Source organism: Mycobacterium sp. NGS48 (genome assembly GCF_059812585.1).
This window is the reverse complement of record NZ_JCALCY010000004.1, coordinates 1-21,125: the sequence shown is the minus strand read 5'-3', so window position 1 is coordinate 21,125 and position 21,125 is coordinate 1. Positions and strand designations below refer to the sequence as shown.

Sequence of the window (21,125 nt, the reverse complement as noted above, 5' to 3'; positions counted from 1 at the left end):
CATCACCGTCAACCGATTGTCTTCAGCCCAGCACCGGAAGCCGACGTTCGCGAGCCAGTTGGTCCAGTGCAGTCTGCATCACCGAACGAACATGGGTATCGATCACGTCGACCGCGGAGCCTTCGGCTTGCAGCGCAGCGACGTCGATCGGCTCGGATATTTGAGCCGTTATCTTGGTCGGCAACGGAATATTCACCGGAAGCAGCGCACTAAGCCCGAACGGGAAACCCAGGGTGACTGGCAAAATATCCGACCGAAAACGGGTGAGACCAAACTTTTTGGCTAGCCACGTTCCACGGGTCAAGAACAACTGGCTTTCCTGGCCGCCAATCGACACAACCGGTACGACCGGCGCCCCGGCTTCGATCGCGGTCTTGAGGTATCCGGTACGGCCGTTGAAGTCTATGACATTCGCAGTCAACGTCGGCCGGTAAGCGTCGTATACGCCGCCGGGGAAAGTCAGTACTATCCCACCCGACCGTAGCGCCCTGACCGCGGTTTGCCTGTCGGCACGAATAACGCCCAGGCGCGCCAGGCAATCCCCCAGAGGTCCGACGAACAATCCGTCGTGACCGAGCGTATAGAGCGGACGACCATAACCCAACTTGTTGTAGAAGGCTGAGGCGAAGATCAGTACATCAGGTGTCAGCATGCCACCCGAGTGGTTGGATACCACTAGCGCACCGCCGTTGGGCGGCAACGATTCTAGGCCGCGTACGTTTGGGCGAAACCAATACTTGGCTATGGTTCCCGTGGCATTGACGAACCGCTGGGTGAAGCCACGGTCCCACCTGAGGAACTCGTAACTGTTCGAGTGATCTGCGCTCACCGGACCGGATCGAATTCGAGGTGCAGTTCGGTCAGTCCCCGCATTTGCCAGGTTGGCTCGTAGCTGTAGCGGCGGGCGTCCGACGGGCCGTGCGACGCCTCGCAGATGGTGATATCGGACATCCGGTCGAGGATGCGGTTGAGCGAAATCTGTCCCTCGGCGCGGGCCAGCGGTGCGCCGGGACAAGAGTGGTTGCCGCGCCCGAAGGCCACGTGCTCGCGCACGTTGGGGCGGTCGAGCCGGAAGCGGTCGGGTTCCTCGAACTTCCGCGCGTCGCGGTTGCTGGCCCCAGGCAGCAACATCACGGTGCAACCGGCAGGAATGGGAACATCACCGATCGTCGTCGAGGTGCGTGCCATGCGGAAGTGAGACTTGACCGGGCTTTCCATCCGCAGTGTCTCCTCGATGAAGGCCGGAATGCGATCGCGTTCGGTCCGCAGCTGCGTTTGGAGCTCGGGATGTTCAGCGATCGTCTTCATCCCGAAGCTGAGTAATTTCGTCGTTGTTTCCTGTCCGGCCGCAAACAGGAACGTGGCGAGCCGAACCACGTCGATGATGTCGGGGGTTGAGCCGTCCGGATATTTCGCGAGGGCCAGCTGCGTCAGCACGTCCTCACGTGGCTCGCGCCGTCGTTCGGTGATGTGGGCAGAGAACTTATCGTCGAGCCACTCCAACGGATTGTGGGCACGTGTCACCGAATCGTCCTCGATGCCACCGGAAAACTGGCCGGAAAACACGGCTCGGAATTCTTCGTGGTCTTCTGCCGGGACTCCGAGTAGATCGGCAATGACCAGCCCCGAGAACGGCCTGGCGTAGTCGTCGAGGAACTCGCACTTGCCGCGGAACACGAATTCGTCAAGCTGCTCGTCGGCAAGCCGCCACATGAAGTCTTCGTTTTCCTTGAGCCGCTTCGGAGTTAACAGACGGCTGAGCAGTCCGCGGGTCCGCGTGTGATGCGGTGGGTCTTGGGTGACGATGTGTTCGCTCATCGGGATTTGCGAACGGTGTTGCTCGATGAGCGCACTGATGTCGTCGCCCTCAGGTTCGAAGGGCAGGCCGGAAAAGGGCCCGGCGACCGACACACATGCCGAGAATGCCGGGTCCTTGTACACCGAGAGGGCATCGGCATGTCCGGTCACGGCCACCACGTCGTGTTGTGAATCCCGCCGCACCGGGCACTGCGCGCGAAGAAAGTCGAAATATGGGTAAGGGTCCGGGATCAACGATGGGTCGGAGAAGTAATCGAGTGTTTCGAAGTCGCGCACGGTGGCCTCCACAGACTCGTATGGCACCGCACACGCGGTGACCCCACAGTCGCACTCTATGTTGGAACAAATATTAGGTCAAGTCGTGCGGCGGTGTCCAACTGGTTCGCTACTGCACGACCGTCGTGGTGTCGGCTACCCGCGCGTTGGTGGGATCCATGATGGTGTCCAGGTTGTGCGCGATATCTTCGGCCGTGAGCCACGACTTGGTCAGCCCCTGCGTGTGCACCACGGCGATACGAGCGACCGAGCCCATGCCCGCCTGCAGGACCTCGCCGTTGAGGGGGCACGACTCGTGCGCCAAGAAGGCAGCCGCCGGGGCGCACATTTCTGGAGGCATGCTGGCGTTGATTTCCTCCATGACCTCTTTGGGCATGTCCAGAACGGCCGACAACCGCTCGGAGTGTGAGGCCGACATCCGGGTATAGGCCCGCGGCGCAACGGCATTGACTCGGATTCCGTGGGCAAGGCCCTCGGTGGCCAGATTGCGGGTGAGGCCGAACACCGCTCCCTTGGCCGCGCCGTAACTGGTCAGCTCGGGAATGCCGCCCAGCATGGCCTCGGAGACGGTGTTGACGATGCGGCCGTATCCCGCGCCGACGAAGTGCGGCCATGCGGCCCGGCTGACGAACAGTGTGCCAAAATAGTGCACGTCGAGCATGGCGCGGTGTTGCTCGATGGAGAGTTCGTCGAAGGCGCCGGGGTCGTGGATGCCCGCGTTGTTGATGACCGCATCGAGGCGTCCAAATGCGTCGATCGCGGTATCGACGATGCGCTGTGCGCCGCGCTCCTCGGCCACCGATGCATGGCATGCCACCGCGCGTCCACCGTGGTCGTTGATCGCGTCAACGACGTCCTCGGCCGGTGCCGGCGACGCCCCGCCGCCGCCAATCCCGACGCCGTAATCGGCGACCACGACGCGAGCACCCTTGGCGGCCAGCAGTAACGCGTGACTTCGCCCTATCCCGCGACCGGCTCCGGTCACGACGACCACGCGGTCGTCAAAGCGCAACTCCGTCACCACATCACCGAGGGCATCGACGTCATCGAGATCGTCAAACCGCTGCACTGGTGGCCTCCCTCAGCCCGCGGGATACCCCACCGACTTGACTTCGGTGTACTGGTCGAATCCGGCCACACCGTTCTGGCGGCCCACCCCGCTGTACTTGTATCCGCCGAACGGTGTATCGGCTCCGTAGGGGGCGCCACCGTTGACGCCCATGAAGCCGGCCCGGATCCGCCGGGCCACCGCCAGCGAATGCTCCAGCGAGCCCGACATCACATTGCCCGCCAATCCGTATGCACTGTCATTGGCGATTCGGATCGCGTCCTCCTCGTCGTCGAACGGTATGACGGCCAGCACCGGGCCGAAAATCTCCTCCTGCGCGATCGTCATCGAGTTGTCCACGTCAGTGAAAAGTGTTGGCCGAACAAAGAATCCCCTATCGAAGCCGGTGGGCGCATCCGGTCCACCGACCAGTGCGGTGGCACCCTCTTCGACGCCCTTCTTGATGTAACCCATCACCCGATCGCGCTGCACCTCCGAGATCACCGGACCGCACAGGGTCCCGGGGTCCTGCGGGTCGCCGCACGTGACGTTCTCGTAGATGCTCTTCAGGATCGCCACGCCCTCGTCGTAGCGAGACCGCGGCAGCAGCATCCGGGTCGGGTTCGCACAGCCCTGCCCGGCGTGCATACACGGCGCAATACCGATCGCGCATGCCATACCGAAGTCGGCGTCCTCCAAGACGATGGTGGCCGACTTGCCGCCGAGCTCGAGGAACAGCCGCTTCATCGTGGCGGCGCCCTTCTCCATGATCCGCTTGCCGACCACCGTCGAGCCGGTGAACGAGATCAGGTCGACCTTCGGCGATAGCGTGAGCTCCTCGCCCACAAAGTGATCCGACGCGGTGACGACGTTGACCACACCGGCGGGAATATCGGTCTTTTCGGCGATCAGCCGGCCCAACCGGGTCGCGTTGAACGGCGTGTTCGGCGCCGGCTTGAGCACCACGGTGTTGCCGGTAGCCAGCGCCTGGCCAAGCTTGTTGATCGTGACCTCGAAGGGGAAGTTCCACGGCACAATTGCGCCGACCACGCCTACCGGCTCCCGCCATACTTTGCGCGACGTCAACGTGCCGGTGAGGCTGATCGTCTTGTCGCCGAGGTCGGTTTCCCACGGGTATTCGTCGATCAACTTCGCGGGATAGCGCAGCCCGTCTTCCAGCGGGGCGTCCAGCTGCGGACCGAAGGTTATTGCCCGCGGCGAACCGACCTCGAGAATGAGCTCCTCGCGCAGCTCTTCCCGCTCGGCGTCGATCGCGTCGTGAAGCTGCAACAGGCAACGCTGCCGCAACTTGTGGTCGGTGGACCAATCGGTTTCATCGAACGCCCGCCGGGCGGCGTCGATCGCCCGGTGCATATCTTCCTTCGACGCGTCGGCAACCTCGCCGATGACCTCTTCGGTCGCGGGGTTGATATTGGCGAACGTGCCCGCGCTACCCTCGACCAGCTTGCCGTCAATCATCATCTTCGATTCGAAACGAATCGTGGGGGTCTCAGCCATTTTTCTCCGTCTCCTGGGTTGTCAGGGCGCCGAACCGGGGTTGTCCCATCATCAAACGGGTCATGTGATGAAGTCCAGCGGCAGGTAGTAGCCGGTTGGCGAGCAACAGCATCCGTGCATCGGGCCCCACTGAGCGCCGGACGAACGGCGCACGCGCTTCGAGAGCTTTGGCCAGCCCTGCCGCGAAGCGCTCCGGCGGTCGCGCGGCGAGCTTCATCGCCAATCGGCCCCGCCGGTCGATGGTGGCGTGTTGACGCGCATAGGGCCCCTCGAGGTCACGGCAATCCGTCGTGCCTGCGTCGGTGATGATCTCAGTGTCGTAGGTCCCGGTGACCAGGATTGTCACCCCCAGGCCGAATGGCGCGATCTCACCGGAAAGGGACTCGCCCCACCGCTCCAGGGCCCCCTTGGCTGCGGAATATGCGGCCGTCGACGGCATGCCTCGCACCCCGCCCTGGCTCGAAACCATGACGATTCGCCCTCGGCCGGCGGCACGCATTGCCGGTAGCAGCGCGTTCGTCAAAGCTACCGGCCCAAAAATGGTGGTCTGAAACATCCGCTCCCACAGGGTACTCGGCGTTTCCTCAGCCATCCCGGCGGCAGAGATCCCGGCATTGTGCACCACCGCGTAGGGCGCGCCAACGGCTCCTTGGATCATCTTGGCGGCGGCAGCGACCGATGCGGAGTCGGTCAGGTCCAGTGGGATCCCGATCATCCGCGAGTCGTCGTCGCGCGCACCGGTGGCTTCACGTAGCCGCAACAATCCCGGCTCGGGGTTACGCATTGCGGCCACGACGCGCCATCCCCGCCGATACAGATGGACCGCGGAGGCAAACCCGAGTCCGCGTGACGCACCGGTGATGACGACGCCGCGCGGCTCACCCATTGCCCGGCCCGCACCGTCCGTCGTCGGCCGGTGGTTGGACCTCCGGCCGCCCGTTCGGCTGACCGCTCAGCCAGGTCGACCAGATCCCCACCGAATACGGGCCAGGCTGGCCCTCCTTCTCGTAAAAGCCCTGGGGATCATAGATTTTGGCTTCCGGGTACGGCCACGCGCAGGCGACCGTGCGTGACAGGTGGGTCATTTTGACCAAGGCGAACGTCCCGCCATAGCAGAAGTAGCCGAGGTTGATCAGAACCAGCATCACCGCGAACATGCCGAGGGTAGGACGGCTGGCGAAGATCTTCGCCCGTTGCGCCAGCTTCTCGGCCACCGTGCGGCCGGTGTCGTCGCGGTACAGCAGCACCCCGGCCGGCACCATCACGAAGTTGACCGCCAATATCTCGAAGATGAACGGGAACTGGTGCGTCTGGCCGACGAAGATCGACCCGATCGGGACCTGGGAATAGATGTACATCCCGGTTTGAACCAGCGTGATCTCCAGTGCCGCGTCCAGGAGCATGCCGAACGGAAGGATGCAGATCGACAGGCTGATCAGCGGGTGGCGCCACACGAAGGAGTCGGCAGGCCGGCGCGCCTGGATCCGGCGCAGCAACCAGATGCCCGGGAAATACGGAGCGAGATAGAACATGATGTAGCCCAGGACCACAAACGGCTCGACTGTTGGCGAGAGCGATACCAGGGGCCAGTCCTCGGGCAGGTGATGTAACTCCGGGTTGTAGACCGCGAACGGCGCCCAGTTCATGATCGGGTCCTGCCAGACGATCAACGTCGTGACGATTCCCATCAACAACACCGGGTGATACGGGTGCCGGCGCCACACCACCACATAGGTGACCGTGATGAGGACCATCACGACGATCGTGAAGGCCTCCAGGATGCCGAGCCAATGCTCGAACCCGAACAAAACCGGCACCGGCCGCGGCGGCGGCGACGCGGTGACCTCCGGGTTGCGGACCCGGTCGGACGTCAGGCCGGTGCGGGCATTGGCGAGGAAGAAGACGAGCACGCCGACCGCGGCGGTCACCCATACCCAGATCCACGGCGATCCCTGTCGCTGTGCGGGGGGCGGCGTTCCCGTGGTCGGCGTTGTTTTTTCTGCGGTCATCGGTTATTCCTCTCCGAAACGGTCGAAAAGATGTGAGTTGACGCCGTCGGCGTCGAGTTGGCGGGCCACCGGATAGCCGATTTTGATCGGTTCCGCGGCGCTCTCGTAGGACACCTCACCACCCGCTTACCGTGCGACCTAAAATTTGTTCAGACCCTAACGTGCCGCCTGTTCATCGTCAATCGTCGTGGCGGGCTACGGGCCGGAATCACCTAGGTCTTGTTGCGCTGCAACAAGCTAGTGGCGGCCGACTCCGATCAGGCCGCTCGTCGCCACCCGGACGGAGTTCTTCGTCGGCCGGACTACCGCCGCATTCAGCAGTTTCACACTGCCCGGTGACGGGGCTACCTTCTGGTAGCGTTTTACCAAACATTCGGTCGCTCGGCTTGGCCCGACCGGCGTTGGGGCAACCACTGTGGACTGCCGGGGCAGACCCGGGATAGGAGCTGAGACCCGTGGAGGTGTCATGGTGGGCTCGCCCATGACACCAAAGCTGCGCCAGACCCAGCCGGGAGCTTCCAGCCAGACCACCGGTGGCGCCTACGAGGACGGGACGCGCCGAACCGAGATCCTGCAGACCGCGGAATCGTTGATCGCCTCCTCCGGCCTGCGCACCTCGCTGCAAGAGATTGCCGATGCTGCCGGCATTCTCCCGGGAAGCTTGTACCACCATTTCGAATCCAAGGAAGCGATTCTCGTCGAGCTTGTCCGGCGGTATTACGCCGATCTGGAACGCATCGGCGAGATTGGCCACGAAAAATTGGACGACAGCTCGCGGCCGGCCGCTGCGGCGATCATCGACCTGGGATCGGCCATCGCGCGGTGCGCCGTGGCGCATCGTGCCGCACTGCAGATGTCGTTCTACGAGGCGCCGAGCGCGAATGCGGAGCTGGTCGAATTGCTCCAACATCCGCCCGACGCGGTCCAACAGGCGATGCTGCAGACACTGCGTGCAGGCAGGTGGAGCGGTTACATCCGGGCGGATATCGATCTATCTACGTTGGCGGACCGGATCTGTCAGTCCATGATGCACGTCGGCCTCGATGTCATCCGGCATACCGCCGCAGCCGATCAGGCTGCTGCACTGTTGTGCCGGATCATGTTGGACGGGCTGGCCGATCAACCGCGCAGTGACGAAGAATTGGATCGTTCCGGCGCCTTCGTCGCTGCCGAGGCCGCGATCAAAACGTGGGCCGACGACCCTGATTCTGGGATCAACGACAAGGCGGCGCATGTCCGTGCGGTGGCTCGAGCCGAGTTCGGCCGCAAGGGATACGAGGTCACCACTATCCGGGATATCGCATCGGCAGCAGGCCTGGGGACCGGCACGGTCTATCGACTGATCGGCTCGAAGGATGAACTCCTCGGGTCGATCATGGAGTCGTTTGGCAAGAAAGCCGGCGGCGGTTTTGCCGCCGTTCTCCGGTCGGACGCCACGCCCACGGAGAAGCTGGATGCCCTGACCTGGATCAATATCAACGCGTTGGACCAGTTTCCCGACGAGTGGAAGATTCAGCTGGCATGGATGCGGCAGTCCCCACCCGATACGCCCAATCCCGGGTTGTTGTTCACCATGCGGATGCGGCAACTGAAATCACTGCTTTCCGAGGGGATGCGGTCAGGAGACATCCGCATCGACACGCCCTCCATCGAGATGCTGGCGCGGTGCGTGATGGATGTCCTGTGGATGCCGGAAAACATCGTGCGCGCTAAAGGGACGGGCGCGGCGTTGATCAACGCCCGTGACACAGTGGTGCGCGGTGTTGCCCACCGCGACGCCAGTAACTAGCGTCATCCGGCGGCCGGCGTAGGCGCGCTCAACTATTGAACCAAATATATGTTCTCCGTAGAGTGCTTGCAGGTTGCAGTTCCCCCGGAAGGAGAACAATGTCCGGTATCGAGCAGTTCCGATACGACGGCAAGCGGGTACTGGTCGTCGGCGGCGCCACTGGCATGGGCGCTGCGACAGCTAAGACCGCGGCGGCGCTTGGCGCCGAAGTAGTAGTCATGGACTGTGTGCCGGTGACTTACCAGGCGGCACAAACAGTAACAGTCGACCTGACCGACCGGGCCTCGATTGACCGCGCACTCGACGAGATGAGCGGACCGGTCGATGCCATCTTTTCAGCCGCGGGTATTGCTGACGGGCCAAAACTGATGCGGGTCAACTTTATTGGGCATCGTCATCTGATCCAACGGCTGCTAGACGGTGACCGGTTACGCCGGGGCTCGGCGATCTGTTTCATCTCTTCGGTAGCCGGTATGGGATGGGAGAACGACTTGCCCCTCCTCCAGGAGTTCTTGGCAACTCCCGATTACGAGACTGCCGATGCGTGGGTCTCGGCGCACGAAGCCGAAGGCATCATCCACTACGGCTTCAGCAAAAAAGCCATCAATGCCTACGTGGCGACGCAGGCCTACTCGCTGTTGAAGAAGGGTGTGCGCATCAACGCGATCTGTCCGGGCCCGACGGATACGCCGCTGGCCCGCGCCAACGCCGATCTGTGGCTGACGTTCGCCCAGGATTACCGAGACGAAACCGGTTGCCAAGTCCACACGCCAGATCAAATGGCCAACGCGATGGCTTTTCTCAATAGCGACGCAGCCTGCGGTATCAGCGGCATAACTCTGCTCGTCGACAACGGACACGTGATGTCGTCGCTGACCGGTGCATTTCCGCCGGGCAAGCCCATCATGGACTTGATCATGGGCCGGGTGACGCTCGCCTAGAGCGCGTGGCGCGGCAGGGTGATCGGCAGATCAAGCGAACTCAGCAGCCCTGCCGGCGCATCCACGACATAGGGGATGGCATTGACGACCCGCATTGCGGTGGCCGCCATCGCGCCTCGACCGGCGCCGTGTCCCTCAGCCTCGCCGAGCGTCATCGAGCAGTGGATGTCGGGGTCGCCCTCGATGTCGACGCGGTAGGTGGCGTCGCAGTCGGAGTGCAGCCAATCCGGGGCCACGTCGCGGGCCATCCGGATGATGTGCTCGACCACGATCGCTTCGCGGCCATCGACGACACCAGCGGCACGGGTGCTCACCGCGCCGCAAGTTCCGGCTGCAATCGTCCCGAACGCGACCTCGATGTCGCGGTCGGTCAGCCGACGGTCGAGTGTGCCACGGATCTCTCGCACTTCGACCCCCAAGCCCTCTGCTATTAGGTGAATCGGTGCGTTCCAAGCCATCTCGATGAATCCCGGAGTGCTCAGCATCGGCTCGAAGTCGAGCGGACGGCCAAATCCCATCCCGTCCATCATGACGCTGGCCACCGGGTAATGGTCGTTGAGCGCAACCTCGGTGACCCTCAATTGGCGAATCGTTTTCGATTGGGTCGAGAGCACCAGCGCGAGTTGATCCGAACCGAACCCGGGAAAGATGCCCGACGCGTAGAACGAGACACTTCCCGATTTGGCGGCCGACGCGAGCTGATGCCGCCACTCGCCGTGGAAGTAGGCGGGCGGGTAGACCAGGCTGGTGGATGTCGTGGAGACTACGTTGATTCCGGCCTCGAGCAATCTCAGGTAGTCGGGGACCGCTCCGGCGTCGCGCTGTGGGCCGTTGGCGGTGTATACGACACAGTCCGGGCGCAGCGCGATAAGCGCATCGGCGTCATGGGTTGCCGCCAAGCCGATGGGAGCGCCACCGGCGAGCTGACCCGCATCGCGGCCGTCCTTGTCGGGCGAATGTACCCAGACGCCAACGAGTTCGAGGTCGGAGCGTCGTCGAATGGCATCGATGGCGATCGTACCGACGCCGCCCGTCGCCCACACGACGACTCGAATTGGTTTCGCGGCCATGATTCTCCTCAGTCAGTATCGGTATTCGCGTGCGCGTCCGCGGCGGCTGCGACGGCGCGCTCGAGGTAGGGCCAGGCGAGGTCTGGCGGCAGCCCGGCGCATAGCGGCAGTAGCGGCAAACTCCGACCGCCGCGGACGTAGTCGGTCGCCTCGTCCGAGGTGAAAACGCGATACGGGCCCGGTGCTTCACGCAATTGAGCGACGTTTGTCGCGCGCGAAATGCTGGCCACCGTTACGTCGCCGTGCCGGTAGGCTGCTGCGGTCATCGCATCGTGCAACAGATGGGGGCCGAGCTCGTTCCATGCCCGCTCGGGGTCGTCTGCGACGAACACCGTTGTGGGCACGCTGCCGTCGGGAAACTGCGACAACCCTGGTTCGTTCCCATGAGCGCGGCACGCCGACTCGTAGAACTCTTTGAGGCCCGGCGGGTTTGTCTGCGCGATAAAACCCAACCCGTGCCTGGCCGCCCGCTGGGCCGCCGCCCGGCTGCCACCGGCGATCATGATGAGCGGGCCGCCGCTTGTCGCGCACGGCGGCGTGACGTGAATGCGCCGACCTCCGCGGGTGACGGCGCCGCCGCGAAGTAGTTCCAGCAGCAGCGCGAGCCGCTCGTCGGCCAGCCGTCCGCGCTCCCGCATGTCGACGCCGAAGTGCTCGTATTCCTGGCTACGGTGGCCGATACCGAAGGCGTAGGAGACGCGTCCGTTGCTGATGATGTCCAACACGCACATTTCTTCGGCCAGCCGGACCGGATCCCAGAATGGAATGACTACTGCCGCAAGCATTATGACCAGCCGCGTAGTGCGGGCGGCAATCGCCGATGCGAGGATCAGCGGAGCGGGCAGATGGCCGTCGTCGGCGCCATGATGCTCGGACAGGACTGCCGCGATCGCCCCGCGGGTTTCCGCCCACGAACACATCTCGATTGCCGTGGCATAGAGGTCGCTCGTCGATGCCCCGATATCCGGTGCCCGCATATCGAATCTCAGCGTGAACATCAATGCCGCTTCTCGGACCGATGCTGCGTCAAGCATCCACTCCTCCAGGTTTGGTCCACGGAGCCCGTAAACCACGCAGACTATAACCTAATGTTTGTTCCCATCGAAAGTGCGCTGCGGGGACGCGGGATTTCGTTTCGAACCTTGAGAGGAGCCCGTCGCAGTAAGCTTCAATTTTCGACCGCAGCGATTTGTCGCGGATGGGGGAAGGAAGGTGGCCGGTGAGAATCTGTTTCGTCGCCACCGTGCTGGCAGCTTCAGTACTGGCGGCGGGCGCTGCGGGATGCACGCCCCATTCCGAATCGGTGCACCAGAAGACCGCTCGGGTGACGATCAACGGCCATACCCGTACCTCGCATGCTGTCTCCTGTAGCCAGGTGCAATGGTTGTTGACCGCTGACATCGGCGCTGCGCCCGCCCGCGTACAGGCGGTCATCGATTTGGGTCAGAAAAATCCCACGCCCGAGTCCGTCCACATCGATAACTTCGAGGGCTTTACCGGGGTCGCCGACGCCGGCATCGGCAAGGCGAAGGCCGTTTTCTCCCGTGATACGTACACCATCACCGGCACCGCTCAAGGCACCGACCCCGACAATCCCGATACGCCGGCAACCGCTGACTTCAAGATCGAAGTGAGCTGTTGACTAACCGGCTGTGACCCGCCACTCGGCAGCATCGTGCTGCTGTTGCCAAAACTCACTGAAACGTCCGTCCGCGGAACGCAATTCGTCGATGCTGCCATCCTCCACCACTCGACCGTTTTCCAGAAACAGCACCCGGTCGGCATGACAAACGCTCGCCAACCGGTGGGCCACGATCACCCCGGTGCGCGCAAGCGGATCGACGGTGAGGGCGTCGACCACCGCTGCCTCGTTCTCGGTGTCCAGAGCACTGGTCGCCTCGTCGACCAGCAGGACAGGGGCGGATTTCAGCAGAGCCCGTGCGATGCTGACCCGCTGGCGCTCGCCGCCGGACAGCGCCGAACCGGCCTCCCCCACGACCGTTTCAGCGCCATCGGGCAACCTGCCGTTGAGCTCGTCGACGCGCGCCAGCTCTACCGCCCGCGCATACGCTTCGTCGGGGGCAACAGGGTTTCCGGCAAGGACGTTTTCGCGGATCGTGCCGTGGAACAGATACGGATGCTGAAACACCACACTGGTTGTCGCGCGCCGCGCTTCGGCATCCAGCGTCAGGGCGTCGACGCCGTCGATGAGGACCCGACCTCGTACCGGCTCGTGCAAGCCGGCGATCAGCGCCAAGATCGTGCTCTTGCCCGATCCGGAGGGCCCGACAATCGCGGTCGTGGTCCCCGGCTCGAGTACAAAGCTGACCCCGTCGATCACCGCTCCCCCGCCACTGCCGTAGCCGAAGGTGACGTTGTCGAACTCGATGCGCGGCGCCGCCCTGCCGGACAGCGTTTCGGTTCCGGCACCCATGACCGGTGCGGTGAGCACCGCACGGATGCGGTCGAGAGTAAAGCGGGTGCTCTCAAGGGCTGGCGCCAACTCGCTGATGGTGGTGAACGGCTCCAGGTAGCGCGCGATCACGACGATCAGGGCGATGGACTCGGGCACGGACAGCGTGCCGGTCACCGTGAGCGCCGTGGTCGCGCTCGCCAGCAGGAGCAGCGCCAATTGGCTGGCCAGACTGAACAGCAGCTGCCCTGGAATCTGCATCAGCAGCAACCGCATTGCCGTTCCGTGCTGGGCAGCCAGCGCGTCGCCGACCAGGCTTCGCGCCGGCTCGACGCGTCGCGCGGCTCGCAGTGCCTGCTGGGTTCGGGCGAACTCGATGATTCGCTCGGTCAGCGCGGTGTTGGCCTCGCCGGCGGCGGTATCGGCGCGACGGGCGAGGCGTGCTGAGGCACCCAATGCGCCCAGCAGCAACGGCACGCCGCCCAGGGCGGCCACCGCCAGCTGCCACGAAATCGGCAGCAGGGCAACGGCGATAACGGCGGGCAGCAGGATCGCGGTGACCAGTGGCGTCAGCAGATTGACAACCAGACCGACGAGTTCCGGACCGGTTGCGGCGATCGCCTGGCGCGCCGTCGCGGTGTTCTCGGCGGTGAACCAATCCAGCCGGACATCTGGAAGCCGCTCCGCCACATCATGCTGGGTGTGATCAAGCACCGCGAAACCCAGATCGAAACCGATCCGCGCGGTCGCGGTGTCAACCAACCATCCGGCCACCGTCGCGGCGCTGAGCCAGCCCAGCCACACCAGCGCGCGTTGCGGGGCGTCGCTGAATAATGCGCCCACCAGCGGGACCAACAACACCGTTCCCGCTGCCCGTACCGCGACGGAGACCAGCGCCAGCACCGTGTAGGTGATCACGTTGGCACGCCGATCTTCCGGAACGAGGCGTATCCACGTGCGGATCATCGCGCTACCTCCTGAACGGCTGTGTCAGCGATCGGGTCGCGGCGACCGCTATCCCAAAGTCGGCGGTAGCGGCCGTCCGTGGCGAGCAACTCGTCATGGGTGCCGCGTTCAGCGACCCGGCCCTGGTCGAGCACGACGATCTGGTCGGCTGCGGTGACGGTGTGTAGTCGATGGGCGATCACTAGAACGGTGCGTTCCCGGGTCAGCCGGTTGAGCGCTTGCTGGACAAGGTATTCCGATTCCGGGTCGGCGAATGCCGTAGCCTCGTCGAGGATCAGGATAGGAGTATCCGCGAGTATCGCGCGGGCAATGCTGAGCCGCTGCCGTTCGCCCCCCGACAGCTCGCAGCCCGCGCCGAGCACGGTGTCGTAGCCGTCCGGCAATTGCAGGATCCGCTCGTGAATTTGCGCCTCACGAGCCGCGGCCTCCACCTGTGGGGCGGTGGCGTCGGGAACGGCCAGCGCGATGTTCTCGGCGACGGTGCCATGCACGAGCTGAGTTTCCTGCAATACAAACCCGACTCGGGTGTAGAGCTCGTCGGCGCTCAATGACCGAATATCCTGCCCACCAATGTAGATCGCACCGCGATCGATATCGTGGAACCTGGCCACCAGGGCGGCCAGCGTCGACTTCCCAGACCCAGATGGGCCGACAAGAGCGGTAACCGTGCCGGGCCGCAACGTCAGCGATACGTCCTTGAGGACCGGAACGCCTGGCCGGTAGCCGAAGCTGACCCGGTCGATCACCACCGTCCCGGCCGACTCACCGTCCGAGGCGTCGCGCGCTTGATCTAGCACGCTGAGGTCGGGCTCGTCCAGGGCGATCTGGAGCCGGCGAGCGGCCGAGAGCCCGGCGCCGATGCCGCCGATCCCATATGCGATCCCGAGCAGTCGGGCACCGAATGTGGTTCCCAACAACAAGAACGGCAACAGGTTTACCGGATCCATCTTGCCCGCGACGACCAGCGGGGTGCCGGTCACCGCGATCAGCCACAGGAATGTCGACGGGCGGGTGGCCAGATCCATCAAGGTTTTCTTGCCGACGAGGGGACGCTGCCAGGTGACCAGGAATTCGATGTACTCCTCCAACCGGCCGCGGAAATTCGAGGCGGCGGCACCGCCGAAGACCCGAATCACCGGCTGACCCTCGAGGTACGCAGCGGCTTCGCCGCTCATCTTCTCGGCCCATCGCTGGGATTGAACGATGCGCGGACCGGACTGAACCGTGATCACTGAGGTCAGCACCATGTAGACCAGAACAGGCCCAAATAAGACGAGGGCTATCCGCCAGTCGACCACGAATAGGTAGACCAGCACGGCGACCGGCGCGATGACTGCGGCGACCGCGTCCGGAATAGCATGCGTCACCAGGTAATGCAGCGACAGGGTATCGTCTTGCACCAGTTGTTTGATTGAGCCCGACCCTCGTGCTGTGAACCAGCCCAGCGGCAGCCGGGACAGCTTGCTCAGCAGTCGCGAGCGCAAGTCGCTGGTGAATCGTGCGTCGACAACGTGCAGCCATAACGTCAGCGCGGCGCCCAGAATGGTACTCACCCCGAGCAACGTGACAGCCGCGATGCCGAGCGTCCACAACCGGGACGCCTCGGCGCCCGACACCAAAAGCCGTGCCAATTCGACCAGCAGCACGAAGGGCGCGAGCTGCAGCAGCGTTAGCACTGCCTGCAGTACACCGGAGAGAATCAGCGCCGGGCGCAACGGCGCAAGCATCCGGCCGGCCGCCTGGGCGCGCCAGCTGCCACGTGATCCCGTGGCGGCGGCATCGGGTACCGGTTTTGTCGGCACCTGCTGTACTGCAATGCCTTCCGGCTGGCTTTCCGCCGACGTCGGCGGCTCGTCGCCGCGGCGGGCGCCCATCTCCCGCCCCGCGCTCCAGTAGGCCTGAGCGTGTATCTCGGACTTGGGGAAACCGAATTCGTCACGCAGTCGTTTGCGGACATGCTTGAGTGTCGTGGCCTCCGGTGTCGTCCAGGCATACCAGTTCGACCAGTCTCGGCTCTCGAATAGCGCGGCCAGCGATTGCTCGTTACGTCGTGCGGCCCAGTGCACGCGCAGCCGAGGATGCTGCGCGAGCGGGATCAGCGTGTCGTTGTCGTCGTGTTGCTCGAGGTACAGTTCGATCGGAATATCCTCTGGGACAGTTCCGATGATTCCGTTGATCCCAGGAATTGATGCAGCGTCGCCGATCAACAGATAGCCTGCCGGCTGCTCGCCGGGTATGTCGAACCGCGACGAGCCCATCAGCGACATCACCGCGATCGTGGCGCCCGGTTCGACGGTGCGTGCCCAAGTCGACGCCGGACCGGCGGGGTCATGCAGCACGACGTCGACCGCGAAACGGCCAGCGTCGGGGTCGGCCTCGGAGATGGTGTAGGCGCGTTGGAACTCAGTGTTGGACCCGTCCGGATCGGGAAACCAAAACCGCAGCCACGCTGCGGGTTCAGCCATCACCTCATCGAACAAAGTGGGTGAGGCCATGCGTACCCGTACGAAATGTGGTGCAATCCGGACGGTTTCGAGCACCGTTGCCATGTGATCGTGCGCGCCGAAGCTCCGCAAGACTACACCCTGGAACCCGCGTGCCATCAGCGGTCCTTTCCCGCGGCGGATTCCGCCACGACTTCGGCGATCGGACGCCCCGGTGGAATCGACGCGATCAGACCCCGGATCGAAGCGGCCAGCAAAAGCCGCACGAACTCTGTACTCGACAGCTCCGGCAACGAGACGTGGGCCGGACCAAGCTGCGCATCACCGGCCAACCGGTGGGCAACGGCGTCGCGCTCCAACTCGAATCCACTGGCCTGGTTCCCGCCGGTTGCGTTGGCGTTGCTCTCTTCTCGAGCAGCAAGGCTGATCGCCAGCGTGGCCACGGCGCTGCTCAGCACCATCGCCGCGTCGGCGGCGTAGCCTCGTCGGCTCAACGCCTCCATCTCGTTGGCCAACAACCGCGTACCGGCGTCGCCGCGTGGGAACAGGACCTGCAGATAGGACGCCAGCCCTGGGTGTTCGGCGGTGAAGTCCAGCAATTGCATCCCGAAGGACAGCAGGTGTTGTTCGATGGCGGCGCTCAGATCGTCGCGCAACTCGAGCTCGGCGAGCACGCTTTCACCGACCAGACGCTCGAGCTCCCATCGCCCGTCGACATGCCGATACAGCGCGGTTGCCGACACCCCGAGGCGCGCCGCGACCGCATTGACGCTTAGCCGTTGCATCCCCAGCTCGCGGCCCGCCCGCACGACGTCGTCGATCGCGATGAGCGGCGGTCGCCCTCCAACACGCGACGCAACGGTTCGCACCTGGCACACCACCTCAGCTTGGTAAGTTACCCCCACAAACTAAGGGTCTCCTTACTAAAGGTCAACCCGTGATGTCGGTAGCTGCTCGTAACATCTGCTGCATCAGGAGAGGAACCATGACTAGACACAGTTGTCTGCGATGCGGACTCGAAACTCGTTGCTCACACGGCAGTTGGCCCGACCGTCACTCAGCGGCCGCTGTTGTGTTCGCGGTGCCGATAACCATCATTGGGCTCGGTTCGATCGCCGCCTATCCATGGCTGTTCGTGCCACTGCTCGCCTTGGCCGCTGTGGCGTACGTCGTTGACCGTGAACATCGGCGCCGCGCGGCGTTGGCCGCTCGCGCTGACTACGAGCACCAGGCGCTCGCGGCTGTCTCGGTGCCGCCGGTAGTGCCGCTACCTGTGCGGCAGACACATTCGCTGCCGTGGCAGACCGTCCATCTGCTGCGCACCGAGCCGCTGCGGATCCCAGAGCGTCGTTGAGCCCCATCCGCTGAATGCGTGCCGTATCCCAACAAGGGCTCAGCGCCGTGCCAGAACCCGACCGCAATATGCGTCGATGGCAACGTCCCCCGAGCGATAAGCCATCCGCAGCGGGCGTTAGTGCGTCAGCTTGCACCGGCCTGTCAGCGGTCCTAGCGTCACCTGCATGAGCACGGATGACACCGCCGCGTCCGAGCACGGCGCAGATGCCGAGACAACCCAAGTGCCGTCGCCGCCAGGCGACGAACCAGAGCTGGCCTGGTCAGTCGATGACGATACCGATGAGGTGTCGACCAACCGGCACGGTCGACTCGTGTGGGCCGCTCTTGCCGTCCTTGTCGTCGCCATAACGGCTGCGTTGGTCCTGCTGGTATCAACGCTTTTCGGTCGGCACCGTTCGGATACAGCTGAGCCGCAACCGATCCCACCGCCGCCGCCGGCGTCTTCGACTGTGGCAGCAGCGCCAGCACCACCGATTGTGACGGCAGCTCCTCCGGCACCGTCTGTGGCTTCGGCTACCCCCTTCGCCACCCTGGCGGGCAAGGGGGAAGGACATGAGCGGGAGCTGAGCGTCTCCGCCGACGGGACTATCGAGATGGACATCCCCGACTTTCCAGCGTGCCCTACGTGCAGTATGGCCTCGATGCCCGATGCCACCATCCACATCGGCTTGACTTCCTACGACAGCGGCCCAGACGGTACGCCTGACAGCAGCGGGAAGTTCTTCGGCTACGTCAAGGACAGCTCGGATACCCGTGTGGTCCCTGTAGGCGTACCTGTCGAAGTCGATGTGATGAAGGCAAGCGATTACAGCTACCTTGGCAGCCCAGTTGACCACACCGCACCAGGGCGAGTGCTCACCGTCTCGATCAACGGCGACCACGTCGGTGCGATGAACGAGGGGCATCAGTTGGGCGATCCGGTTCCGTTCTGTGACAAAGCTTCAGCGCACCAGTCTGTGTGCGGGGCATGAGATAGGCACTTGTAAGAGAGATCAACTGAATAGGCGTGCGCCGAACTATCGATGCAACTGGAAACCATCGATGCTGAGCTTGCGCTGCTGGCTGATCTTTGTCAGGCGTGCCGCCAAACAGACCGGGGGCATTACCGTCGATGCCGCTAAACCAACGCAATGCGTTGACGCGAATCTGACCCGCTTAGTCAATCGGTCTTCCAACTAAGCCCCAGCCCTTCCGCCGCATATGACAGCTTGCTCTCGCTCACCGATAGATTAGTGCGATGACAACCCAGACCATCCTGCTCATCGCCGCCGTGGTCGCCTCTGTCGCGTTAACCATCTGGCTCACGCAGCGAGGCGGCCCTAATCGCTGAGGGTTTGCCGTTCGGACCCACCAAAGGACGTGAGGCCCGCTCGGTGTCGGTGCCTGAGTTCGTTTTGAATGGCTATCGATGCAGTGCAAAGGCAAGGCTGCGACCGATGTTCGGTGGTCGCAGCGGTGGGTATCTGCCGCGACCGAGCTCGTCCAACGGGTGGTTTTCCGCGTGCGGTCACCACGGCTGGGGTGCAGAGCGTCACTCCGCACGATCTCCGGCACCCTGTGCATCGCTGGCGGTGAGCGCTGGTGTGAACATGCTGGCGCTGGCGCGGATGCTCGGGCACAAAGACCCGAGTGTGACGCTGCGGGTCTATGCCGACTTATTTGACACTGATCTTGATGTGGTGGCTGCCAGCCTGCAGGCGAAATATTCGCCAGAAAAGTGTGCTCAAAATGAGCTTACCGAGCGCTTACGCGAACGTAAAAACACCCTCTGAGTTGCGCAAAGACTGGTGCGGGCGGAGGGATTCGAACCCTCATGCTCTTTCGAGCGCCGGCACCTAAAGCCGGTGCGTATTCCGTTCCGCCACGCCCGCAGCTTGCCGATCGTACCGCTGCGCTCGCCGACGAATTTGTCGGTGGTTCCTCATAACTTGGGTTCATCACAGCGGCGGCAGGGATCGAGGGATGCGATCCGCGGAGGAATTCGAAGCGGTGCAACAACTTGTTGCAACCGGAATGAACGATTGTGCGATCGCGCGACGGACAGGTATCCCCCGGCCTACAGTGCGCGACTGGCGGTGTCGACCACAAAGGCTATCGAGACAATCGTGTGAATCGGGTTGTTGTGCGCATGACTTCGCTTCCCTGCCGGTGGCTGCATACTGCTGCCTGCTCGGCCTCTACCTCGGTGACGGGTGCATTTCCCGACACCCCCGAGCATGGCGTCTCCGGATCACCCTCGACGCCAAATACCCAGGAATCGTCGACCGCTGCCGCGTGGCTATCGACACGCTGTTTCCAAGGCAGCACGCATCGGTCGAGCCGCAGCACCCGAAGCGATGGGTTGTCGTATCGCTCTACTCGAAACACTGGCCGTGTCTGTTTCCTCAGCACGGCCCCGGCAGGAAGCACTTGAGGCCGATTCGACTGGAGCCATCGCAGGAACTGCTCGTCAAGCAGGCCACGGAAGAATTCGTTCGTGGCCTGATCGATAGCGACGGGTGTCGTGTCGTCGCCAACGATCGTGGCGTGAAGAGCGTCCGCTACCACTTCTCGAACCGATCCGACGATATGCGGGACCTGTTCTGCGCGGCACTCGACGACCTCGGAATTCCGTGGACCCGGCCGGGCAAGTACCAGGTCGCCATCTATCGCAAATCGGCAACAGCGTGCCTCGACGAGTTCGTCGGGCCCAAGGCGTGAGCGGTACGGTCAAGGGGTGTCCACTACACGCCGTCGGAGATGGGCGCTCGTCGCGCTCGTCATCATCGCTGCCTGCGGTTGCCTGGCTCTGGGCTGGTGGCAGTGGACCAGATTCCAGTCGACGTCTGGCACTTTCCAGAACCTCGGCTACGCCTTGCAATGGCCGCTCTTCGCCGGGTTCTGTGTCTACGCCTACCGCAAGTTCGTCCGCTACGAAGAGATCCCGCCCGAGCCGTCGAAAGACAACGCTGTGACGGAGATACCTGACGGCCTGTTGCCGGAGCGACCCCAGCCCGAATCGCGGCCGCCCGACGACCCCGCACTGCGGGAGTACAACGCCTACCTGGCCGAATTGGCGAAGAACGAGACGCACAGACAACGAAGGACCACCGCATGAGCACGTCCGAAACCCCCGAAGCGCAGCAGATTTTCCCGATAGCGAAGATCCGCACCGCGCTGCTGGGCTATCGCATCATGGCGTGGACGACTGGCGTTTGGCTCATCGCGCTGTGTTACGAGATCGTGGTGCGCTACGTCGTCAAGGTGGAGAACCCGCCGACCTGGATCGGTGTGGTGCACGGCTGGGTGTACTTCACGTATCTGATCTTCACTGCCAACCTCGCAGTTAAGGTCCGTTGGCCGATCGCCAAGACGATCGGGGTGCTGCTGTCGGGCACCATCCCGCTGCTGGGCATCATCGTCGAGCACTTCCAGACCCGGAACATCAAGGCACAGTTCGGGCTGTAGCCCGTCGACGGTGCGGTTTCATCCGCGTGC

20 protein-coding genes, 1 tRNA gene and 1 pseudogene are annotated in these 21,125 nt (G+C 63.7%); 10 read left to right on the top strand and 12 right to left on the bottom strand.

Annotation, left to right across the window (positions count from 1 at the left end):
* Positions 1 to 22: 22 nt before the first annotated feature.
* From AC5Y42_RS09470 to AC5Y42_RS09445, 6 genes are all read right to left on the bottom strand, one after another.
* Entirely contained in the window at positions 23 to 829 is an 807-nt protein-coding gene (locus AC5Y42_RS09470; RefSeq protein WP_499897638.1) for a lysophospholipid acyltransferase family protein, read from the bottom strand.
* A complete protein-coding gene (locus tag AC5Y42_RS09465; protein WP_499898091.1) occupies positions 826 to 2,094 on the bottom strand; it encodes a cytochrome P450 in 1,269 nt (422 codons plus the stop codon). The genes AC5Y42_RS09470 and AC5Y42_RS09465 overlap by 4 nt, the downstream gene beginning before the upstream one ends.
* Positions 2,095 to 2,203: 109 nt before the next feature.
* Positions 2,204 to 3,163 carry an SDR family NAD(P)-dependent oxidoreductase gene (locus AC5Y42_RS09460; protein WP_499897637.1) on the bottom strand — a complete coding sequence of 320 codons (960 nt, stop codon included), beginning with the start codon at positions 3,161 to 3,163 and terminating at the stop codon, positions 2,204 to 2,206.
* A 12-nt stretch (positions 3,164 to 3,175) separates the two neighbouring features.
* Complete coding sequence (locus AC5Y42_RS09455; RefSeq protein ID WP_499898090.1) at positions 3,176 to 4,624, bottom strand: aldehyde dehydrogenase family protein; 1,449 nt, start codon at positions 4,622 to 4,624, stop codon at positions 3,176 to 3,178.
* Positions 4,625 to 4,652: 28 nt separating this feature from the next.
* Positions 4,653 to 5,546 carry an SDR family oxidoreductase gene (locus AC5Y42_RS09450; protein WP_499897635.1) on the bottom strand — a complete coding sequence of 298 codons (894 nt, stop codon included), beginning with the start codon at positions 5,544 to 5,546 and terminating at the stop codon, positions 4,653 to 4,655.
* On the bottom strand, positions 5,539 to 6,669 hold the full coding sequence (locus AC5Y42_RS09445) for a spirocyclase AveC family protein (RefSeq protein ID WP_499897634.1): 1,131 nt from the start codon (positions 6,667 to 6,669) through the stop codon (positions 5,539 to 5,541). The genes AC5Y42_RS09450 and AC5Y42_RS09445 overlap by 8 nt, the downstream gene beginning before the upstream one ends.
* A gap of 466 nt (positions 6,670 to 7,135) precedes the next feature.
* Here AC5Y42_RS09445 and AC5Y42_RS09440 point away from each other — a divergent pair, with 466 nt between their 5' ends.
* Together AC5Y42_RS09440 and AC5Y42_RS09435 are read left to right on the top strand one after the other, a co-directional pair.
* The gene (locus AC5Y42_RS09440) at positions 7,136 to 8,458 is read left to right on the top strand and encodes a TetR/AcrR family transcriptional regulator (protein ID WP_499897632.1); all 1,323 of its coding nucleotides are present in this window, start codon (positions 7,136 to 7,138) and stop codon (positions 8,456 to 8,458) included.
* A gap of 98 nt (positions 8,459 to 8,556) precedes the next feature.
* Positions 8,557 to 9,399 (top strand): SDR family oxidoreductase, encoded by an 843-nt coding sequence (locus AC5Y42_RS09435; RefSeq protein WP_499897630.1) that lies wholly within the window; start codon positions 8,557 to 8,559, stop codon positions 9,397 to 9,399.
* Here the strand turns inward: AC5Y42_RS09435 and AC5Y42_RS09430 are convergent.
* Together AC5Y42_RS09430 and AC5Y42_RS09425 are read right to left on the bottom strand one after the other, a co-directional pair.
* The gene (locus AC5Y42_RS09430) at positions 9,396 to 10,469 is read right to left on the bottom strand and encodes an NAD(P)H-dependent amine dehydrogenase family protein (protein ID WP_499897629.1); all 1,074 of its coding nucleotides are present in this window, start codon (positions 10,467 to 10,469) and stop codon (positions 9,396 to 9,398) included. The two genes, AC5Y42_RS09435 and AC5Y42_RS09430, sit on opposite strands and share 4 nt — an antisense overlap.
* Before the next feature lie 8 nt (positions 10,470 to 10,477).
* Positions 10,478 to 11,467, bottom strand: coding sequence for an LLM class flavin-dependent oxidoreductase (locus AC5Y42_RS09425; protein ID WP_499898088.1), 990 nt, complete (start codon positions 11,465 to 11,467; stop codon positions 10,478 to 10,480).
* Positions 11,468 to 11,688: 221 nt separating this feature from the next.
* Here AC5Y42_RS09425 and AC5Y42_RS09420 point away from each other — a divergent pair, with 221 nt between their 5' ends.
* The gene (locus AC5Y42_RS09420) at positions 11,689 to 12,111 is read left to right on the top strand and encodes a lipoprotein LpqH (RefSeq protein ID WP_499897628.1); all 423 of its coding nucleotides are present in this window, start codon (positions 11,689 to 11,691) and stop codon (positions 12,109 to 12,111) included.
* On the opposite strand, the gene AC5Y42_RS09415 is transcribed toward AC5Y42_RS09420, so the two are convergent.
* From AC5Y42_RS09415 to AC5Y42_RS09405, 3 genes are read right to left on the bottom strand one after another with little or no spacing between them, the layout of a single operon-like run.
* The gene (locus AC5Y42_RS09415) at positions 12,112 to 13,848 is read right to left on the bottom strand and encodes an ABC transporter ATP-binding protein (protein ID WP_499897627.1); all 1,737 of its coding nucleotides are present in this window, start codon (positions 13,846 to 13,848) and stop codon (positions 12,112 to 12,114) included. It abuts the gene before it with no gap.
* On the bottom strand, positions 13,845 to 16,451 hold the full coding sequence (locus AC5Y42_RS09410) for an ABC transporter ATP-binding protein/permease (protein WP_499897625.1): 2,607 nt from the start codon (positions 16,449 to 16,451) through the stop codon (positions 13,845 to 13,847). Before AC5Y42_RS09410 ends, AC5Y42_RS09415 begins: the two co-directional genes overlap by 4 nt.
* A complete protein-coding gene (locus AC5Y42_RS09405; protein ID WP_499897623.1) occupies positions 16,451 to 17,197 on the bottom strand; it encodes a TetR/AcrR family transcriptional regulator in 747 nt (248 codons plus the stop codon). Before AC5Y42_RS09405 ends, AC5Y42_RS09410 begins: the two co-directional genes overlap by 1 nt.
* Before the next feature lie 176 nt (positions 17,198 to 17,373).
* Here AC5Y42_RS09405 and AC5Y42_RS09400 point away from each other — a divergent pair, with 176 nt between their 5' ends.
* From AC5Y42_RS09400 to AC5Y42_RS09390, 3 genes are all read left to right on the top strand, one after another.
* Positions 17,374 to 17,646 carry a hypothetical protein gene (locus tag AC5Y42_RS09400; protein WP_499897621.1) on the top strand — a complete coding sequence of 91 codons (273 nt, stop codon included), beginning with the start codon at positions 17,374 to 17,376 and terminating at the stop codon, positions 17,644 to 17,646.
* A 166-nt stretch (positions 17,647 to 17,812) separates the two neighbouring features.
* Positions 17,813 to 18,619: a hypothetical protein gene (locus AC5Y42_RS09395; RefSeq protein WP_499897619.1), complete on the top strand. Its 807-nt coding sequence runs from the start codon at positions 17,813 to 17,815 to the stop codon at positions 18,617 to 18,619.
* 612 nt (positions 18,620 to 19,231) lie between these two features.
* Positions 19,232 to 19,420 carry a hypothetical protein gene (locus AC5Y42_RS09390; protein ID WP_499897617.1) on the top strand — a complete coding sequence of 63 codons (189 nt, stop codon included), beginning with the start codon at positions 19,232 to 19,234 and terminating at the stop codon, positions 19,418 to 19,420.
* 13 nt (positions 19,421 to 19,433) lie between these two features.
* Here the strand turns inward: AC5Y42_RS09390 and AC5Y42_RS09385 are convergent.
* A tRNA-Leu gene (locus AC5Y42_RS09385) sits at positions 19,434 to 19,519 on the bottom strand.
* A gap of 91 nt (positions 19,520 to 19,610) precedes the next feature.
* Between AC5Y42_RS09385 and AC5Y42_RS09380 the strand changes: the two are divergent.
* The 4 genes and pseudogenes from AC5Y42_RS09380 to AC5Y42_RS09365 form a co-directional block, all read left to right on the top strand.
* Positions 19,611 to 19,724: pseudogene (locus AC5Y42_RS09380) on the top strand (helix-turn-helix domain-containing protein); the annotation flags it as partial.
* Positions 19,725 to 19,922: 198 nt separating this feature from the next.
* On the top strand, positions 19,923 to 20,348 hold the full coding sequence (locus tag AC5Y42_RS09375) for a hypothetical protein (protein WP_499898087.1): 426 nt from the start codon (positions 19,923 to 19,925) through the stop codon (positions 20,346 to 20,348).
* A 16-nt stretch (positions 20,349 to 20,364) separates the two neighbouring features.
* Positions 20,365 to 20,745, top strand: coding sequence for a hypothetical protein (locus tag AC5Y42_RS09370; RefSeq protein WP_499897615.1), 381 nt, complete (start codon positions 20,365 to 20,367; stop codon positions 20,743 to 20,745).
* Positions 20,742 to 21,095 carry a DUF3817 domain-containing protein gene (locus AC5Y42_RS09365; RefSeq protein WP_499897614.1) on the top strand — a complete coding sequence of 118 codons (354 nt, stop codon included), beginning with the start codon at positions 20,742 to 20,744 and terminating at the stop codon, positions 21,093 to 21,095. Before AC5Y42_RS09370 ends, AC5Y42_RS09365 begins: the two co-directional genes overlap by 4 nt.
* Positions 21,096 to 21,125: the final 30 nt, after the last annotated feature.

Coding starts and splice junctions, on each gene's coding strand:
- AC5Y42_RS09455 (WP_499898090.1), bottom strand. CDS start 4,624: ATGATGATTGACGGCAAGCTGGTCGAGGGTAGCGCGGGCACGTTCGCC.
- AC5Y42_RS09450 (WP_499897635.1), bottom strand. CDS start 5,546: ATGGGTGAGCCGCGCGGCGTCGTCATCACCGGTGCGTCACGCGGACTC.
- AC5Y42_RS09445 (WP_499897634.1), bottom strand. CDS start 6,669: ATGACCGCAGAAAAAACAACGCCGACCACGGGAACGCCGCCCCCCGCA.
- AC5Y42_RS09440 (WP_499897632.1), top strand. CDS start 7,136: ATGGTGGGCTCGCCCATGACACCAAAGCTGCGCCAGACCCAGCCGGGA.
- AC5Y42_RS09435 (WP_499897630.1), top strand. CDS start 8,557: ATGTCCGGTATCGAGCAGTTCCGATACGACGGCAAGCGGGTACTGGTC.
- AC5Y42_RS09430 (WP_499897629.1), bottom strand. CDS start 10,469: ATGGCCGCGAAACCAATTCGAGTCGTCGTGTGGGCGACGGGCGGCGTC.
- AC5Y42_RS09425 (WP_499898088.1), bottom strand. CDS start 11,467: ATGTTCACGCTGAGATTCGATATGCGGGCACCGGATATCGGGGCATCG.
- AC5Y42_RS09415 (WP_499897627.1), bottom strand. CDS start 13,848: ATGATCCGCACGTGGATACGCCTCGTTCCGGAAGATCGGCGTGCCAAC.
- AC5Y42_RS09410 (WP_499897625.1), bottom strand. CDS start 16,451: ATGGCACGCGGGTTCCAGGGTGTAGTCTTGCGGAGCTTCGGCGCGCAC.
- AC5Y42_RS09395 (WP_499897619.1), top strand. CDS start 17,813: ATGAGCACGGATGACACCGCCGCGTCCGAGCACGGCGCAGATGCCGAG.
- AC5Y42_RS09365 (WP_499897614.1), top strand. CDS start 20,742: ATGAGCACGTCCGAAACCCCCGAAGCGCAGCAGATTTTCCCGATAGCG.